The organism is Piscinibacter sp. PDB5-1 (genome assembly GCF_056676035.1).
Genome location: NZ_JBWVZL010000002.1, coordinates 246,084 through 263,718 on the forward strand (window position 1 = coordinate 246,084; position 17,635 = coordinate 263,718).

At 65.7% G+C, this 17,635-nt stretch carries 19 protein-coding genes and 1 tRNA gene; 2 read left to right on the forward strand and 18 right to left on the reverse strand.

Annotated features, from left to right (window positions below):
* Window positions 1–2 precede the first annotated feature (2 nt).
* The 18 genes from nuoK to tsaD form a co-directional block, all read right to left on the reverse strand.
* A complete protein-coding gene (gene nuoK / locus AC1KAT_RS08450) occupies window positions 3–329 on the reverse strand; it encodes an NADH-quinone oxidoreductase subunit NuoK (protein ID WP_480324756.1) in 327 nt (108 codons plus the stop codon).
* Window positions 326–970 carry an NADH-quinone oxidoreductase subunit J gene (locus AC1KAT_RS08455; RefSeq protein ID WP_480324757.1) on the reverse strand — a complete coding sequence of 215 codons (645 nt, stop codon included), beginning with the start codon at window positions 968–970 and terminating at the stop codon, window positions 326–328. Before AC1KAT_RS08455 ends, nuoK begins: the two co-directional genes overlap by 4 nt.
* Before the next feature lie 103 nt (window positions 971–1,073).
* A complete protein-coding gene (gene nuoI, locus AC1KAT_RS08460; RefSeq protein ID WP_480324759.1) occupies window positions 1,074–1,574 on the reverse strand; it encodes an NADH-quinone oxidoreductase subunit NuoI in 501 nt (166 codons plus the stop codon).
* 3 nt (window positions 1,575–1,577) lie between these two features.
* Entirely contained in the window at window positions 1,578–2,726 is a 1,149-nt protein-coding gene (gene nuoH / locus AC1KAT_RS08465; RefSeq protein ID WP_480324761.1) for an NADH-quinone oxidoreductase subunit NuoH, read from the reverse strand.
* Between the two features lie 10 nt (window positions 2,727–2,736).
* Complete coding sequence (nuoG, locus tag AC1KAT_RS08470; RefSeq protein ID WP_480324763.1) at window positions 2,737–5,061, reverse strand: NADH-quinone oxidoreductase subunit NuoG; 2,325 nt, start codon at window positions 5,059–5,061, stop codon at window positions 2,737–2,739.
* Between the two features lie 28 nt (window positions 5,062–5,089).
* Window positions 5,090–6,439, reverse strand: a complete 1,350-nt coding sequence (gene nuoF, locus AC1KAT_RS08475) for an NADH-quinone oxidoreductase subunit NuoF (RefSeq protein ID WP_480324765.1) — start codon at window positions 6,437–6,439, stop codon at window positions 5,090–5,092.
* Window positions 6,440–6,449: 10 nt separating this feature from the next.
* A complete protein-coding gene (nuoE, locus tag AC1KAT_RS08480) occupies window positions 6,450–6,971 on the reverse strand; it encodes an NADH-quinone oxidoreductase subunit NuoE (protein WP_480324767.1) in 522 nt (173 codons plus the stop codon).
* Entirely contained in the window at window positions 6,968–8,221 is a 1,254-nt protein-coding gene (locus AC1KAT_RS08485; RefSeq protein WP_480324769.1) for an NADH-quinone oxidoreductase subunit D, read from the reverse strand. The genes nuoE and AC1KAT_RS08485 overlap by 4 nt, the downstream gene beginning before the upstream one ends.
* 9 nt (window positions 8,222–8,230) lie before the next feature.
* Window positions 8,231–8,827: an NADH-quinone oxidoreductase subunit C gene (locus AC1KAT_RS08490; protein WP_480324771.1), complete on the reverse strand. Its 597-nt coding sequence runs from the start codon at window positions 8,825–8,827 to the stop codon at window positions 8,231–8,233.
* Window positions 8,828–8,845: 18 nt separating this feature from the next.
* Window positions 8,846–9,322: a NuoB/complex I 20 kDa subunit family protein gene (locus AC1KAT_RS08495; RefSeq protein WP_056659068.1), complete on the reverse strand. Its 477-nt coding sequence runs from the start codon at window positions 9,320–9,322 to the stop codon at window positions 8,846–8,848.
* 78 nt (window positions 9,323–9,400) lie between these two features.
* Window positions 9,401–9,760 (reverse strand): NADH-quinone oxidoreductase subunit A, encoded by a 360-nt coding sequence (locus AC1KAT_RS08500; RefSeq protein ID WP_480324773.1) that lies wholly within the window; start codon window positions 9,758–9,760, stop codon window positions 9,401–9,403.
* 62 nt (window positions 9,761–9,822) lie between these two features.
* A tRNA-Leu gene (locus AC1KAT_RS08505) sits at window positions 9,823–9,907 on the reverse strand.
* A gap of 203 nt (window positions 9,908–10,110) precedes the next feature.
* Window positions 10,111–10,515, reverse strand: a complete 405-nt coding sequence (gene secG / locus AC1KAT_RS08510) for a preprotein translocase subunit SecG (protein WP_480324775.1) — start codon at window positions 10,513–10,515, stop codon at window positions 10,111–10,113.
* Window positions 10,516–10,546: 31 nt separating this feature from the next.
* Window positions 10,547–11,287, reverse strand: coding sequence for a triose-phosphate isomerase (gene tpiA, locus AC1KAT_RS08515; RefSeq protein WP_480324777.1), 741 nt, complete (start codon window positions 11,285–11,287; stop codon window positions 10,547–10,549).
* A 22-nt stretch (window positions 11,288–11,309) separates the two neighbouring features.
* Window positions 11,310–12,296: an NAD(P)H-quinone oxidoreductase gene (locus AC1KAT_RS08520; RefSeq protein WP_480324779.1), complete on the reverse strand. Its 987-nt coding sequence runs from the start codon at window positions 12,294–12,296 to the stop codon at window positions 11,310–11,312.
* Between the two features lie 57 nt (window positions 12,297–12,353).
* On the reverse strand, window positions 12,354–14,468 hold the full coding sequence (pnp, locus tag AC1KAT_RS08525; RefSeq protein WP_480324781.1) for a polyribonucleotide nucleotidyltransferase: 2,115 nt from the start codon (window positions 14,466–14,468) through the stop codon (window positions 12,354–12,356).
* A gap of 201 nt (window positions 14,469–14,669) precedes the next feature.
* Entirely contained in the window at window positions 14,670–14,939 is a 270-nt protein-coding gene (gene rpsO / locus AC1KAT_RS08530) for a 30S ribosomal protein S15 (RefSeq protein ID WP_480324783.1), read from the reverse strand.
* A 151-nt stretch (window positions 14,940–15,090) separates the two neighbouring features.
* Window positions 15,091–16,137: a tRNA (adenosine(37)-N6)-threonylcarbamoyltransferase complex transferase subunit TsaD gene (tsaD, locus tag AC1KAT_RS08535; RefSeq protein ID WP_480324785.1), complete on the reverse strand. Its 1,047-nt coding sequence runs from the start codon at window positions 16,135–16,137 to the stop codon at window positions 15,091–15,093.
* 198 nt (window positions 16,138–16,335) lie between these two features.
* Between tsaD and AC1KAT_RS08540 the strand changes: the two genes are divergently transcribed.
* A complete protein-coding gene (locus tag AC1KAT_RS08540; protein ID WP_480324787.1) occupies window positions 16,336–16,632 on the forward strand; it encodes a hypothetical protein in 297 nt (98 codons plus the stop codon).
* 111 nt (window positions 16,633–16,743) lie between these two features.
* The gene (locus AC1KAT_RS08545) at window positions 16,744–17,391 is read left to right on the forward strand and encodes an ANTAR domain-containing response regulator (protein WP_480324789.1); all 648 of its coding nucleotides are present in this window, start codon (window positions 16,744–16,746) and stop codon (window positions 17,389–17,391) included.
* The last annotated feature ends 244 nt before the right edge of the window (window positions 17,392–17,635 follow it).

The window sequence follows — 17,635 nt, forward strand, 5'->3', positions numbered from 1 at the left end:
GATCAGCCCTTCAGCGCGTCGAGTTCATCGACGTTGATCGTGGCGCGGTTGCGGAACAGCACGACGAGGATGGCCAGCCCGATGGCCGACTCGGCCGCCGCCACCGTGAGGATGAAGAACACGAACACCTGGCCCGCCATGTCGCCCAGGTAGTACGAGAAGGCGATGAAGTTCAGGTTGACCGCCAGCAGCATCAGCTCGATGGCCATCAGCAGCACGATCAGGTTCTTGCGGTTCAGGTAGATGCCGATCACCGACAGCGTGAACAGGATCGCGCCCAGTGAAAGAAAGTGGCCGAGGGTGATCGGGCCGAGGCTCAGGTCGCTCATGCCTTGCCTCCTTCGGCAGGGGCTTCAGGTGCGGCGGGGGGCGGCGGCACTTCGGCCTTCATCTTGACGAGGCGCACGCGGTCGGCTGCCTTCACGCGCACCTGCTGCGAGGGGTTGAGGAACTTCGAATCCTTGCGCTGGCGCAGCGTCAGCGCGATGGCCGCGATGATCGCCACCAGCAGCAGCACGGCCGCGACCTGCAGCGGGTAGATGTACTGGCTGTACATCTCGATGCCCAGCGCCTTGGTGTTGCCCATCTTGGCCACCACCGGGTCCACCGGCGGCGCATCGGCCAGCTGGAAGCCACCCAGCAGCACCGCCGCCATTTCGAGCACGATGATCACGCCGACGATGGCCGCGAGCGGAAAGTGCTTCCAGAAGCCGACCCGCAAGGCATCGACGTTGATGTCAAGCATCATCACGACGAAGAGGAACAGCACCATCACCGCGCCCACGTAGACGAGCACGAGCGAGATGGCCAGGAACTCGGCGCGCAGCAGCATCCAGATGCACGAGGCCGAGAAGAACGCGAGCACGAGAAACAGCGCCGCATGCACGGGGCTGCGAGCCGTGATCACGCGGAATGACGCCCCCAGCAGCACGGCCGAGAAGACGTAGAAGAGCGCGGTGGTGGTGTTCATGTGGTGTCGAACGCGGATCAATGCAACCTGGAACCGTCTCCGTTCGCCCGGCTGTCACGAAGGGCAGCCCCGAGCTTGACGCTCGGCCGAACGGAGGGGTTCTTCAGCGGTAGCGCGCGTCGGCCTCCTTGTTGGCGGCGATTTCTTTTTCGTAGCGGTCGCCCACGGCCAGCAGCATGTCCTTGGTGAAGTACAGGTCGCCGCGCTTTTCGCCGTGGTATTCGAGGATGTGCGTCTCGACGATCGAGTCGACCGGGCAGCTCTCTTCGCAGAAGCCGCAGAAGATGCACTTGGTCAGGTCGATGTCGTAGCGCGTGGTGCGGCGCGAGCCGTCGTCGCGCACGTCGGACTCGATGGTGATCGCCATCGCCGGGCACACCGCTTCGCACAGCTTGCAGGCGATGCAGCGCTCTTCGCCGTTGTCATAGCGGCGCAGCGCGTGCAGGCCCCGGAAGCGCGGCGACAGCGGCGTCTTTTCTTCGGGAAACTGGATCGTGATGTGCTTCGAGAAGAAGTGACGGCCAGTCAGGGCGAGGCCCTTGAACAGCTCGATCAGCAGGAAGCTCGAGAACAGGTCTTTGATGTTTGCGACGGCGGCAACCATGGGTCAGCCCTCCTGTCCGGACGCTTCGACGGCGGTGGGCCGCGGCGTGTCCGAAGATTCCCAGATGTTGAACGGCGACTGGATCCACAGGCCCACCACCAGCAACCACACCAGGGTGACCGGGATGAAGATCTTCCAGCCCAGACGCATGATCTGGTCGTAGCGGAAGCGCGGGAACGAAGCGCGCACCCACAGGAACATGGTCACGACGACGAAGGTCTTGGCGAACAGCCAGAACCAGTTCCAGAACCACATCGAACCCACGATCCACTCGGGGGTCGTCATGCCGAAGGCAGAGAACGAGACCGGGGCCATCCAACCGCCGAGGAACAGCGTCACGGCCAGCACCGAGACCAGGATCATGTTCGCGTACTCGGCCAGGAAGAACATCGCGAAGGCCATGCCCGAGTACTCGATCATGTGGCCGGCGACGATTTCGGATTCGCCTTCGACCACGTCGAACGGGTGGCGGTTGGTTTCGGCCAGGCCCGAGATGAAGTACACGACAAAGATGGGCAGCAGCGGCAGCCAGTTCCACGACAGGAAGCTCACACCATGCTCGGCGAACCAGCCCTTGCCCTGCCCCAGCACGATCTCGGTCATGTTGAGGCTGCCCGAGACCATCAGCACCACGACGAGCGCGAAGCCCATCGCGATTTCATAGCTGACCATCTGGGCCGAGGCACGCAGCGCGCCCAGGAAGGCGTACTTCGAGTTCGAGGCCCAGCCGGCGATGATCACGCCGTAGACCTCCATCGAGGTGATTGCCAGCAGGAACAGCAGACCCGCGTTGATGTTGGCCAACGCCGCCTCGGGACCGAAGGGCACCACGGCCCAGGCCGCCAGCGCCGGCATGATCGTCATGATCGGGCCGAGGAAGAACAGGCGCTTGTTGGCGGCCGTGGGAACGATGATCTCTTTGAAGATCAGCTTCACCGCGTCGGCAATGGGCGTCAGCAGGCCGAAGGGGCCCACGCGGTTCGGGCCGGGGCGGATCTGCGTCCAGCCGATGGCCTTGCGTTCCCACAGCGTGAGGTAGGCCACGCAGACCATCAGCGGCGCCACCACCGCGACGATCTTGATCAGCGTCCACACGACGGGCCAGAAGCCGCCGAGCAGGTCGCTGCCGAAGTTGTTGAAGGTGTCGATCATGGTCGTGTCCTCACACCTTCTCGACGGTGATGGGGCCGAACATCGACCCCAGGCCGGCGGTCAGCGGGTGACCGGCGGGCACGCGCACGGCGTTGGGCGCGAGGGTTTCGTCCAGGCGCACCGGCAGTTCGGCACGCGCCTCGCCCTGGCTCAGGCGCACCGTGGCGCCAGTGCTCAGGCCAAGCTGCGCCCACAACGACGACGACACGCTCGCCACCGGCGGCTTGGCGTCGGTCGTGAGTTGCAGCGGCGCGGCGCGGCGCACCAGCGAATCGGCGCTGTAGATCGGCACGTCGGCGATGCGCTCGGCACCGGTGGCCGGCGCCGCGGCTGGGGTCACGGCCCCACCGCCTGCATTGCTCAGGCGCGCGGCGACGCTGGCCAGATCGCCCAGCGCCTCGGCCTTCACCTCTTCAGAAGTCTCTTGGCTGAACCCTGGCAGGCCGAGCATGTTGCCCAGCACGCGGAGCACCTTCCACGCCGGACGGGCATCGCCCAAGGGCTTCACGACGCCGTGGAAGCTCTGTACACGCCCTTCGGCGTTGACGAAGCTGCCCGAAGTCTCGGTGAACGGAGCGATCGGCAGCAGCACATCGGCCTCGTCCGCCGCAGCGTTCTTGAACGCCGTCAGCGCGATCACGGTGCCGGCCTTTTGCAAGGTGGCCTGCGCGAGCGCGGGGTTGGCCGCATCGAAGGCCGGCTCGGTGTTGAGCAACAGCACGGCCTTCAGCGAACCTTCGCTCAGCATCTGGCCGGCGTTCTTGCCGCCGCTCTTGGGCAATGCGCCGACGAGTTGCGCGCCAACGGTGTTGGCTGCCTCGGTGAGGTAGCCGACGCTGGCGCCCGTCTGCTCGCCGATCCAGTTGGCCAGTGCCAACAGTTGCGCGGCCTGCGGGTGTTGCGCGGCGGCATTGCCCAGCAGCACGGCCTTGCGCTCGCCCGACAGCAGCGACTCGGCAATGAGCTTGCCGGCCTCGGTGGCCTGCGCCGGGGTCGGTGCCGACACGCCCTTGCTCGCCGCAACCGACGCAGCGACCTCGGCCAGCGCGCTGACCCAGCCACTTGGCGCCACGGTGATACCAGCGGCCATCGGCATCAGCCAATCGTCTTGCAGCGCGTGGATGCTGTGGACCTTCGCGCCCTTGCGCGCGGCCTGGCGGATGCGCTGCGCGAACAGCGGGTGGTCTTTGCGCAGGAACGAGCCCACGACCAGCACGCGTTGCAGGTTCGTCAACGACGCGATGGAGGCTCCCAGCCAGCGCGCAGCCTGCGCGGACTCGACCGAGAAATCGGCGTGGCGCAGGCGGTAGTCGACGTTGTCGCTGCCCAGGCCGCGCACGAGCTTTTGCAGCAGGTGCAGTTCTTCGACGGTGCTGTGGGCCGAGCCCAGCGCGCCGATGCTTTGCGGGCCGTGCTGCGCCTTGATTTCGTTCAGGTTGCGGGTGACGTATTCGAGCGCCGTGGTCCAGTCCACCGGTTTCCACTCGCCGCCCTGCTTGATCATCGGCGTGGTCAGGCGGTCTTCGCTGTTGACGGCTTCGTACGAGAAGCGGTCACGGTCGGCCAGCCAGCACTCGTTGACGTCTTCGTTTTCGAGCGGCAGCACACGCATCACGCGGTTGCCCTTGACCTGCACGATCAGGTTGGCACCCGTGCTGTCGTGTGGGCTCACGCTCTTGCGGCGCGAGAGTTCCCAGGTGCGGGCGCTGTAGCGGAATGGCCGGCTCGTGAGGGCGCCGACCGGGCACAGGTCGATCATGTTGCCCGACAGCTCGGAGTCGATGGTGTCGCCCGCGACCGTGGTGATCTCGGAGTGCTCGCCCCGGTTCACCATGCCCAGTTCCATGATGCCGGCGACTTCTTGGCCGAAGCGGACGCAGCGCGTGCACTGGATGCAGCGCGTCATTTCTTCCATGCCCACGAGCGGGCTCGCCTCTTTGCGCAGAACCACGCGCTTTTCTTCGGTGTAGCGCGAATTCGAAGCGCCGTAGCCCACCGCCAGGTCTTGCAACTGGCACTCGCCGCCCTGGTCGCAGATGGGGCAGTCGAGCGGGTGGTTGATGAGCAGAAACTCCATCACGCCCTGCTGGGCCTTGACCGCCTTGTCGCTCTTGGTGCGGACGATCATGCCCTGCGTGACGGGCGTGGCGCAGGCCGGCATCGGCTTGGGCGCCTTCTCGACATCGACCAGGCACATGCGGCAGTTGGCCGCGATGGACAGCTTCTTGTGATAGCAGAAGTGCGGGATGTAGGTGCCCGCCTTGTCGGCCGCATGCATCACCATGCTGCCTTCGGTGACCTCTACCTTCTTGCCGTCGAGTTCGATTTCAATCATCGGTTCTTGCCCTCGTCGCGCCCTGCCCTCAGGCAGTGGCCGCAACCTTCGGTGTCTTGTGCTCGATCAGGTGGACGAACTCGTCGCGGTAGTGCTTGATCATGGCCCGCACCGGCATCGCCGCCGCATCGCCCAGCGCGCAGATCGTGCGCCCCTGGATGTTGTCGGCGACCGAGTTCAGCAGGTCCACGTCTTCGATGCGGCCCTCGCCGCGCGCGATGCGATCGACCATGCGCCACAGCCAGCCGGTGCCCTCGCGGCACGGCGTGCACTGACCGCAGCTTTCGTGCATGTAGAAGTACGACAGGCGCAGCAGGCTCTTGACCATGCAACGGGTGTCGTCCATCACGATCACCGCACCCGAGCCCAGCATCGAGCCGGCCTTGGCGATGGAGTCGTAGTCCATCGTGCACTCGTTCATGATGGCCGCCGGCAGCACCGGGGCCGACGATCCGCCAGGAATCACCGCCTTCAGCGTGCGGCCCGGGCGCACGCCACCGGCAAGCTCAAGCAACTTGCTGAAGGGCGTGCCCATCGGCACCTCGTAGTTGCCGGGGCGCTGCACATCACCCACCACCGAGAAGATCTTCGTGCCGCCGTTGTTGGGCTTGCCCACTTCGAGGTAGGCCTGGCCACCGTTGCGGATGATCCAGGGCACCGCCGCGAAGGTCTCGGTGTTGTTGATCGTGGTCGGCTTGCCGTACAGCCCATAGCTCGCGGGGAACGGCGGCTTGAACCGCGGCTGGCCCTTCTTGCCTTCGAGCGATTCGAGCAAGGCGGTTTCTTCGCCGCAGATGTAGGCACCGAAACCATGCGCCGCATGCAACTGGAAGCTGTGGCTGCTGCCCAGGATGTTGTCGCCCAGGTAGCCCGCGGCGCGCGCCTCTTCTAGTGCAGCTTCGAAGCGCTCGTACACCTCGAAGATCTCGCCGTGGATGTAGTTGTAGCCCGTGCGGATGCCCATCGCGAAAGCGGCGATGGCCATGCCTTCGATCACCGCGTGCGGGTTGAACATCAGGATGTCGCGGTCCTTGCAGGTCCCCGGCTCCCCCTCGTCGGAGTTGCAGACCAGGAACTTCTGCCCCGGAAACTGACGCGGCATGAAGCTCCACTTCAGGCCGGTCGGAAAGCCCGCGCCGCCCCGGCCCCGCAGGCCCGAGGTCTTCACTTCGGCGATGACCTGATCGGGCGTCATCGGCTCGACGCCATCAGCACCTTGAAGAATCTTGCGCAGCGCCACATAGCCGCCACGCGCTTCGTAGTCTTTGAGCGACCAGTTCTTGCCGTTCAGGTCGGCATAGATCTGCGGGCCGATGTGCCGGCCATGGAAGCAGGTCTCGGTACCGGTCGATTGGAACTTGGACAGATCGAGCGTCATCGCGTGGCTCTCACTTGGACTTCGCGTTCGCACGCAGCGTGTCGATCAGGTCGTCGAGCCGCTCGGGTGTCATGAAGCTGCACATCTGGCGGTCGTTGACCAGCATCACGGGCGCGTCGGCGCAGGCGCCGAGGCACTCGCTCTTTTGCACGGTGACGAGGCCATCGGCCGTCGTGCCGCCTTCTTCGACGCCCAGCTTGTGGCACAGGTGATCGAGTGCTTTCTGGCCGTCGCGCAACTGGCACGGCAGGTTGGTGCACACGTTCAGCTTGAACTGGCCCACCGGGTGCTGGTTGTACATGTTGTAGAAGGTCGTCACCTCGTGCACCGCGATGGGCGGCATGCCGAGGTAATCGGCGACGAGCTTCTCGGCCTCTTGCGAGACGTGGCCCTGCTCTTGCTGCACGATGGCCAGGCAGGCCATCACGGCAGACTGTTTCTGCTCGGCGGGGTACTTCGCCACTTCGCGGGCAAAGCGCGCCAGCGTCGCTTCGCTGAAGACCAGGGCCGGGGTTGCTGCGCTTGTGCTCATCGGTCAATCTCTCCGAACACGATGTCCATCGTGCCGATCACCGCCACCGCGTCGGCAATCATGTGGCCGCGCGACATTTCATCGAGCGCTGCCAGGTGGGCGAAACCCGGGGCGCGGATCTTCAGGCGGTACGGCTTGTTGGCCCCATCGCTGACGAGGTAGATGCCGAACTCGCCCTTCGGGTGCTCGACGGCGGCATATGCCTCGCCTTCGGGCACGCGGAAGCCTTCGGTGAAGAGCTTGAAGTGGTGGATCAGCTGCTCCATGCTCGACTTCATCTCGACGCGCGATGGCGGGGCCACCTTGTGGTTGTCGGTGATGACCGGGCCGGGGTTCTTGCGCAACCACTCGACGCACTGCTGGATGATGCGGTTCGACTCGCGCATCTCGGCCACGCGCACGAGGTAACGGTCGTAGGTGTCGCCCGTCTTGCCGATCGGGATGTCGAAATCCATCTGGTCGTAGACCTCGTAGGGCTGCTTCTTGCGCAGGTCCCATTCGATGCCCGAGCCGCGCAGCATCGGGCCGGTGAAACCGAGGTTCAGCGCACGCTCGGGCGACACGACGCCGATGCCCACAGTGCGCTGCTTCCAGATGCGGTTGTCGGTCAGCAGGGTTTCGTAGTCATCGACGTTCTTCGGGAAGCGCTTGCAGAAGTCGTCGATGAAATCGAGCAGCGAGCCCTGGCGGTTTTCGTTCAGCGCGGCGATCGCCTTGGCGTTGCGGATCTTCGAGACCCGGTACTGCGGCATCGAATCCGGCAGGTCGCGGTACACGCCGCCCGGACGGAAATAGGCCGCGTGCATGCGCGCGCCTGACACCGCCTCGTACATGTCAAACAGGTCTTCACGCTCGCGGAACGCGTAGATCAGGATGTTCATCGCGCCACAGTCGAGGCCGTGCGCGCCAATCCACAGCAGGTGGTTCAGCAGGCGCGTGATCTCGCTGAACATCACGCGGATGTACTGCGCACGCAGCGGCACCTCGATGCCCATCAGCTTTTCGATGGCCAGGCAGTACGCGTGCTCATTGCTCATCATCGACACATAGTCGAGACGGTCCATGTATGGCAGCGACTGGATGTAGGTCTTGCTCTCGGCCAGCTTTTCGGTCGCGCGGTGCAGCAGGCCGATGTGCGGGTCGGCACGCTGGATCACTTCGCCATCGAGTTCGAGCACGAGGCGCAGCACACCGTGCGCGGCCGGGTGCTGCGGGCCGAAGTTGAGCGTGTAGTTCTTGATGTCAGCCATGGGGTGCGCTCAGTGCAGGCCGCCGTAGTTGTCTTCGCGGATCACGCGCGGGGTGATTTCGCGCGGCTCGATCGTCACGGGCTGGTAGATCACGCGCTTCTGCTCGGGGTCGTAGCGCATCTCGACGTGGCCCGAGGTCGGGAAGTCCTTGCGGAAGGGGTGGCCGATGAAGCCGTAGTCGGTGAGGATGCGGCGCAGATCCACATGGCCCTCGAACAGGATGCCGTAGAGGTCGAAGGCTTCGCGCTCGAACCAGTTGGCCGAGTTCCAGATCGGGGTGACGGACTCGACCATGGGCAGGTCGTCGTCGGCGCACATCACCTTCACGCGCAGGCGCCAGTTCTTGCTGACCGACAGCAGGTGGGACACGACGCCGAAGCGCAGACCTTCCTGCGGCATGTCTTTGTAGGCGGAATAGTCCATGCCGCACAGGTCGATCAGTTGCTCGAAGGCGAGTGCGGCGTCGTCGCGCAGCGTGCGCATTGCGCTGGCGTAGTCGGCAGCCCCAACGGTGAGGGTGAGCTCGCCGCGGTCGCGCACCATGCGCTTGATGCGGTGGCCGAGTGCCGATTCGAGCGCCGAGGTCAGGGTGTCGAGATTGCTCATGAAAACCTTCGGGGCGACTCAGCGGGCGATGGTGTTTTCGCGCCGGATCTTGGCCTGCAACTGCAGGATGCCGTACAGCAGCGCCTCGGCCGTGGGCGGGCAACCCGGCACGTACACATCGACCGGAACGATGCGGTCGCAGCCCCGCACGACCGAGTAGCTGTAGTGGTAGTAGCCGCCGCCGTTGGCGCATGAGCCCATGCTGAGCACCCAGCGCGGTTCGGCCATCTGGTCGTAGACCTTGCGCAGGGCCGGGGCCATCTTGTTGCACAGGGTGCCGGCGACGATCATCAGGTCGCTTTGCCGGGGGCTGGGGCGGAACAACATGCCGAAGCGGTCGATGTCATAGCGGGCCGCGCCCGCATGCATCATTTCGACGGCGCAGCAGGCCAGACCGAAGGTCATGGGCCACAGCGAGCCGGTCTTGGACCAGTTGATCACCGTGTCCAGGCTCGTGGTCACGAACCCTTCTTTGAGAACGCCTTCGATGCCCATGTCGGAACTCTCAGATGTCAGTGGGGGCGAATCACGCCGAATGGTTGAATCGAAGCGCCAGGCCAGCGGCCGGGGAACTCATTCCCAGTCCAGCGCGCCCTTCTTCCACTCGTAGATGAAACCCACCACCAGGATGCCCAGGAACACCATCATCGACCAGAAGCCCACCGGACCGATTTCGCGCAAGGCCACAGCCCACGGAAAGAGGAAGGCGATTTCGAGGTCGAACAGGATGAAGAGGATGGCGACCAGGTAGTAGCGCACGTCGAACTTCATCCGCGCGTCTTCGAAGGCTTCGAAGCCGCATTCGTACGGAGAGTTCTTGGCTTGGTCGGGCCTGCGGGGGCCGAAGATGAAACCGAGGACCTGGGGTGCTACGCCGACCGCCACGCCCACCAAGATGAACAGGATGACCGGGAGGTAGGGGGCAAGATCCATGGTGCGCTGCTGGGTGCTTTGCGGGTTGCTCGCGAAGCGCATCATGCGCTTCGGAGCAGATCTGGTGCCGACGGCGAGACTCGAACTCGCACAGCTTTCGCCACTACCCCCTCAAGATAGCGTGTCTACCAATTTCACCACGTCGGCTGCGCTTCACGCAGCGTCCGGATCGCATGAGGAATGGCTCACCGGACAGCCGCGCATTCTAACCCTAAAGCACCGCATTGCAGCATTGTGCAAGCGACTTTGTTGAGCACTTGCAAAAGATCAAACTCGTCGCGCGGGCTACGCGCGATAGGGTGAGCGCGCGCCGCAGCGCCCTCACCCTCTTCATCAATGACCGCGTGCGGTCACTGGGTCGGGATGGCTGCCGCGCCCGAAGCAGCCGGAGCAGGTGCCGAAGCGGCCGCCGCCGAAGCAGCCCCCAGCGGGATCTGCGCCGCGCCCGACGCCGCACTGGCCGCGGGCACGGCCGCGTTGGCGCGGTCGAGCAGCGTGTCGCCGGTCGGCTTGGCGCGCTCGTGCGACGAGTAGGCCAGGCCCAGCGTGCACACGAAGAACACCGTGGCCGCCACCGCGGTGGCCCGTGAGAGGAAGTTGGCGCTGCCGGTCGCACCGAACAGGCTGCCGGCCGACCCGCTGCCGAACGAAGCACCCATGTCGGCGCCCTTGCCGTGCTGCACCAGCACGAGCCCGATGATCGCCAGCGCGGCGAGGATCTGCACGCCCAGCACGAGGTTGAACAACACTTGCATTCTTCAGGTCTCCAGAAAGATTCTTGTGATTTCAGCTGGCCGCGCGGCAGATGGTCGCGAAGTCGGCCGCCTTGAGCGACGCGCCGCCGATGAGGCCGCCGTCGATGTCGGGTTGCGCGAACAGTTCGGCCGCGTTGTCGGCCTTCACGCTGCCACCGTAGAGCAGCTTCATGTCATCAGCCTTTTCGCTGGCCGCGCGCAACTGCGTGCGCAGCAGCGCGTGCACTTGCTGGGCCTGCTCGGGCGACGCGGTCTTGCCCGTGCCGATGGCCCACACGGGCTCATAGGCAACGACGACCTGCGAGATGCAGTGGCCCAGCGTGTGGATCACGGCCGACAGCTGGCGCTTGACCACCGCATCGGTCTGGCCCGCCTCGCGCTCGGCCAGCGTCTCGCCGACGCACACGATGGGGATGAGCTTGTGGGCCAGCGCGATCTTGGCCTTGTCGGCGACGAGCTGGTCGCTTTCGGCATGGTAGGCCCGGCGTTCGGAGTGCCCGACGATCACCAGGTGGCAGCCGAACTCGGCCAGCATGCCGGCCGACACTTCGCCGGTGTAGGCACCCGACTCATGGGTCGAACAGTCTTGTGCCCCCCAGGCCATGCGGCTGCCTTGCAGCGACATGGCCACGTCGGAGAAGTACGGGAACGGCACGCACACGGCAACGTCGGCCCCCCAGGGGCCTGCCTTGTGCAACTCGGCCAGCAACTCCATGTTACTGACGCGATTGCCGTTCATCTTCCAGTTGCCCACCACCAGCTTGCGACGCATCGCTCTCGCTCCTCGATTGTTCTTACCAGACCAGCACCAACTTGCCGATGTGCTGGTTCGACTCCATCAGCGCATGGGCCTGCGCTGCCTGCTCGGCAGGGAATTCTTTGTAGATCACCGGCTGGATGCGGCCCGATTCGAGCCACGGCCACACGGTGTCGCGCAGCGACTTCGCAATCGCCGCCTTGAACGCCACCGCCCGCGGGCGCAGCGTCGAGCCCGTCACCGTGAGGCGGCGACGCAGCACGAGGCCGGCATCGATCTTCGAATCGACGCCGCCTTGCACCGCGATGATCACGATGCGGCCGTCTTCAGCCAGGCACTGCAGCTCGCGCCCGATGTAGTCGCCAGCGACCATGTCGAGCACCACGTCCACGCCCTTGCCACCGGTCAGTTGCTTCGCCTCGGCGACGAAGTCTTGCGTGCGGTAGTTGATGGCATGGTCGGCACCGAGCTTCAAGCAAGCCGCGCACTTGTCGTCGCTGCCCGCCGTGGCGATCACCCTCGCACCGAACACCTTGGCCATCTGGATGGCCGTGACGCCGATGCCGCTGGTGCCGCCTTGCACGAGCAAGGTTTCACCAGGCTGCAGGCGTGCGCGGTCGAACACGTTCGACCAGACGGTGAAGAAGGTCTCGGGCAGGCTCGCCGCCTGCACGTCGTTGAAGCCCGCCGGCACCGGCAGGCACTGCACGGCCGGGGCCACGCACAACTCGGCATAACCACCGCCAGCCACCAGCGCGCAGACACGGTCACCGATCTTGAGCCCCGCCTCGGCCATGGCCTGCGCGTCGCCGGAGACGATCACGCCCGCCACTTCGAGCCCCGGCAGGTCAGACGCCCCCGGCGGCACCGGGTAGTGGCCCTTGCGCTGGAGTACGTCGGGCCGATTTACCCCCGAAGCAGCGACGCGGATCAGCACCTCGCCCGCACCCGCGACAGGGTCGGGGCGAGTGGCCGGGCGCAGCACTTCCGGCGCGCCGTACGAGCTGATCTCAATGGCTCTCATGGTGGGTCGCTCGACGAACCACCCAGCCGCGAACGACTGGGCGGATCAGCCTTCAGCTCACTCGGCGGCCGGCGCCGGTTCGCGGTCGATCAGGGCTTTCATCGACAGCTTGACGCGGCCCTTCTCGTCGGTCTCGAGCACCTTGACCTTGACCACTTGGCCTTCCTTCAGGAAGTCGGTGACCTTCTCGACGCGCTGGTGCGCGATCTGGCTGATGTGCAGCAGGCCGTCCTTGCCGGGCAGCAGGTTCACGAGGGCACCGAATTCGAGGATCTTGGTGATGGGGCCTTCGTAGACCTTGCCCACTTCGACTTCGGCGGTGATCTCTTCGATGCGCTTCTTGGCGTGGGCCGCCTTGTCGGCGTCGGTCGAGGCGATGGTGATCGTGCCGTCTTCGCCGATGTCGATCGTGGTGCCGGTCTCTTCGGTCAGCGCACGGATGGTCGCGCCGCCCTTGCCGATCACGTCACGGATCTTCTCGGGGTTGATCTTCATCGTGTACAGGCGCGGCGCGAACTGCGACACCTCGGCCTTGGCCTCGCCCATCGCTTCGGTCATCTTGCCGAGGATGTGCAGGCGGGCTTCCTTGGCCTGGGCCAGGGCGACCTGCATGATCTCTTTCGTGATGCCCTGGATTTTGATGTCCATCTGCAACGCGGTCACGCCGGTGGTCGTGCCGGCCACCTTGAAGTCCATGTCGCCCAGGTGATCTTCGTCACCGAGGATGTCGGTCAGCACGGCGAAACGGTTGCCCTCTTTGATGAGGCCCATCGCGATGCCGGCCACGTGGGCCTTCATCGGCACGCCTGCGTCCATCAGCGCGAGGCAACCGCCGCACACCGAAGCCATCGACGACGAACCATTCGACTCGGTGATCTCGGACACGACACGCATCGAGTACGGGAACTCGGCGCGATCGGGCAGCACGGCGACCAGCGCGCGCTTGGCCAGGCGGCCGTGGCCGATTTCGCGGCGCTTCGGCGAGCCCACGCGACCGGTTTCGCCGGTGGCGAACGGAGGCATGTTGTAGTGAAGCATGAAGTGCTCGCTGAACTCGCCCGCCAGCGCGTCGATCTTCTGCGAGTCGCGGTCGGTGCCCAGCGTGGCCGCCACCAGGGCCTGCGTCTCACCGCGGGTGAACAGCGCCGAGCCGTGCACGCGCGGCAGCACGCCGTTGCGGATCTCGATGGGGCGCACGGTGCGGGTGTCGCGGCCGTCGATGCGCGGCTCGCCAGACAGGATCTGGCTGCGCACGATGCGGGCTTCGATGTCGAACAGCACGTTCTCGACCTTCACCTTGTCGTAGGTGGTGCCGTCGGCGTCGAGCGCAGCGAACACATCGGCCGTGGCCTGGCGCGTGGCCTGCGTGCGGGCCTGCTTCGAGCGGATCTGGTAGGCAGCGCGCAGCTTTTCTTCGGCCAGCGAAGTGACCTTGCCGATGAAGGACTCGTCCTTCGCGGGCGCTTGCCAGTCCCAGGCCGGCTTGCCGGCTTCACGCACGAGTTCGTTGATGACGGCGATGGCGACGTTGCCCTGCTCGTGGCCGAACACCACGCCACCGAGCATGACTTCTTCGCTCAGTTGCTGGGCTTCGGACTCCACCATCAGCACCGCGGCTTGCGTGCCGGCGACCACCAGGTCCATCTGCGAGTCGAGCAGCTGGGTCTTGCCCGGGTTCAGCACGTACTGGCCGTTGATGTAGCCCACGCGCGCGGCGCCGATGGGGCCGTTGAACGGGATGCCCGAAATCGCCAGCGCCGCGCTCGCGCCGATCAGCGCGGGGATGTCGGCCGAGACTTCGGGGTTCAGCGACAGCACGTGGATGACGACCTGCACCTCGTTGTAGAAGCCCTCGGGGAAGAGCGGGCGCAGCGGGCGGTCGATCAGGCGCGAGGTCAGCGTCTCGAGCTCGCTCGGGCGGCCTTCACGCTTGAAGAAGCTGCCGGGGATCTTGCCGGCGGCGTAGGTCTTTTCGAGGTAATCGACGGTCAGCGGGAAGAAGTCTTGCCCCGGCTTGGCGTTCTTGGCACCGACCACGGTGGCCAGGATCACGGTGTCTTCCACATCGACCAGCACCGCACCCGAAGCCTGGCGCGCGATTTCGCCGGTCTCCATGCGCACGGTGTGCTGGCCCCATTGGAAGGTCTTGGTGACTTTGTTGAACATGCTCATTTGCTATCTCCTTGTCGTGATTCGGCACCTTCGGGTGGTGCATCGACCCGGAGCGGGCAACCTGGCGCGATGCCATTCCAGAGACGCTCGTGCGTCGAAGCGCTTCTGGAATGACACATCGTCATCAATGGGTGCCGGGCTCCAAATGCAAAGAGCCTGTGCTGGGGTGATCCAGACAGGCTCTTGGCGTTCTTCAGCGGATTACTTGCGCAGACCCAGCTTCTGGATCAGCGCGGTGTAGCGGTCCGCGTCTTTGTTCTTCAGGTACGCCAGCAGGCTCTTGCGGGTGTTGACCATCTTCAGCAGGCCGCGGCGACCGTGGTGGTCCTTGGCGTTGGTCTTGAAGTGGGGGGTCAGCTCGTTGATGCGAGCGGTGAGCAGTGCCACTTGGACTTCGGGCGAGCCCGTGTCGTTTGCGCTGCGGGCATTGGCCTTGACGATCTCGGCCTTGTTGATATCGGCAACAGACATGTTGTTTCCTGGTGTCCTGGCCGCGGGCCGCTGCGTGCGACGCCGTGGTTTCAGGGGTTGGACTTGCGGCAGCAGGTGAAACCGACCCGCGCCGTGCGATGGCTTTCCACCCGGGACGGGCGAAAAGACCGCGGATTATAGCCAGGGAAGCTCAGGCCGCGGCGATGTCCATGTCCGCCAGCGCCCAGCGCGGGCGCACATCGAAGCCATACACCGTGCGCGGCGCCGCCAGCCCGCGCTGCAAGCGCATGGCCGCGGCCAGCGCGATCATGGCGCCGTTGTCGGTGCACAGGGCCAGCTCGGGGTAGTGCACGCGGATGCGGCGCTTGGCGCATTCGGCATTCAGCAGTTCACGCAGCCGGGCGTTGGCCCCCACGCCACCGGCCACGACCAGCCGGCTCAGCCCGGTGGACTTGAGCGCCGCGAGCGACTTGCGCACCAGCACCTCGACGATGGCCGCCTGCGTGGACGCCGCCAGGTGCGCCTTGTCTTGGTCGCAGGGCGAATCGCCGAGCTTCATCAGCTGCGTGCGCACAGCCGTCTTGAGCCCGGCGAACGAGAAGTCGAGGTTGCCGCTGTGCAGCAGCGGGCGCGGCAGCGCGAAGGTGCTGGCGTCGCCGAACTCGGCCAGCCGAGCCAGCGCGGGGCCACCCGGGTAACCCAGGCCCATCATCTTGGCCGACTTGTCGAAGGCTTCGCCGGCCGCGTCGTCGATGGTTTCGCCCAGCAACTCGTACTGGCCGACGTCGGTGACGCGCATCAGCTGGGTGTGGCCACCCGACACGAGCAGCGCGACGAACGGGAACTCGGGTGGGTCGCTCGCCAGAAACGGCGACAGCAGGTGCCCTTCGAGGTGGTGCACGCCGACCACCGGCTTGCCGAGCGCCGCGGCCAGCGAGCAGGCCACGCCCGCGCCCACCAGCAGCGCCCCGGCCAGGCCGGGCCCGCGCGTGTAGGCCACGACATCGACCGCCTCCAGCGTCGCCCCCGCCTCGGCCAGCACCTGCCGCGCCAGGGGCAGCACGCGCCGGATGTGGTCGCGCGAGGCCAGCTCGGGCACCACGCCGCCATAGGCTTGATGCATGTCAATCTGGCTGTGCAGCGCGTGGGCCAGCAGCCGGGGCACGGCGGTGCCCGAGGCATCCACGAGCGCCACGCCGGTTTCGTCGCAGGACGACTCGATGCCCAAGACTTTCATAGGGCGCGCAGTGTAGCCAGCCGGGCCGGCCACCCCGAAAGACACCGGACTTGCACTTTGTCACGTCAGGCGATCAGGAGATTCCCGAAGTCAAAGGTAAAACCCTGTCCCCCGCTGACAGCACCCGGCCGTACCCTGCGACACCGGAGAAGACGCCTCGACGCGCTTCCGCAAGAAAGTTTGTTTGGGACCTGCACCATGAAGGAATACCGCCTCATCGCCTGGACGGATCTGCCCACTGCGTTCGACCGCACGGGCCACCGCCGCATGCTGAGCGACATGTCGCACCGCTACATGTCGATCCAGCAACTGGCCGACGTCAGCGGCCTGCGCAAGCCTGAAGTGCAGGCCTTCGTGGACGCACTCGACGCCCGTGGCCTGCTGACCGACCGCGACCTCACCGCGCCCGACTCGCGCATCATGGAAACGCTGCGCCCACTGGGTGGCTGGCTGCGCCGCACGCTCGGCGCCGCGACGGGACGCACCCTGAGCTGACCCAGCCCCGGTGCACGCGCACCGCCCCGGGGCTGCACGCACCCGGGTGAGATTTTACGAATGCCCGCACCCGCGCCCCGGATTGGCGCGAATGTTGCAGCCTCTGCGGGCATGAGTTCCTCGCCTCCCAGCCTTTCGCCGAGCCCACGCATCGTCATCGTGGCGCCCGACACGCTCACGCCCGACGGGTCGGACCCCCAGGCCACCTTCGAGGCCGAGCGCTCGCGCAGCCTGCGCATCGGCCTGCTCGAGAACGGCTACGACATCGTGGCCGTGCTGCCGGCCGACGTCTTTCTGCCCGAGCGGCTGGCGCAGATCGCACCCGACATGATCATCGTGGACGCCGAGAGCCAGGCGCGCGACACACTCGAACATGTGGTGCTCGCCACGCGTGACGCCCGCCGGCCCATCGTGCTGTTCACCAACGATGAAGACACCTCGCACGTGCCGGCGGCCATTGCCGCGGGGGTGACGGCCTACGTGGTGGCCGGCATGGCCGCCGAGCGCGTGAAGCCCGTGCTCGAAGTGGCGATGGCGCGCTTTCTTCATGAAGAGGGCCTGCGCCGCGAACTGGCCGTGGCGCGCAACGAACTGTCCGAGCGCAAGGTCATCGACCGCGCCAAGGGCATCTTGATGACGCGCCATGGCATCCCCGAGCCTGAGGCCTATGCGCGCCTGCGCAAGACGGCCATGGACAAAGGCCTGAAGATCGCCGACGTGGCCCAACGCATCATCGACGTGTCGGACCTGCTCGCTTGAACGCGGGCACCGCACAGCATTCGTGCACCCACCCGAGCCAGGCGCTCATTTGGTGCGGCATCACCCCCTCGGCCCCCAACCCACACCTGGCACACCGCTTGCGTAGCTAAAGACAGAAGGTCAACGGCGATCTTCACAGACATCGACAGGTGCCGACGACGGTGCTTCGTGCGATGGGACGACGGCGTCCTCACAAAGACAGGCTTCATGCCTGCTGATGTGTGGACGCCTTTTTGTTTTTGTC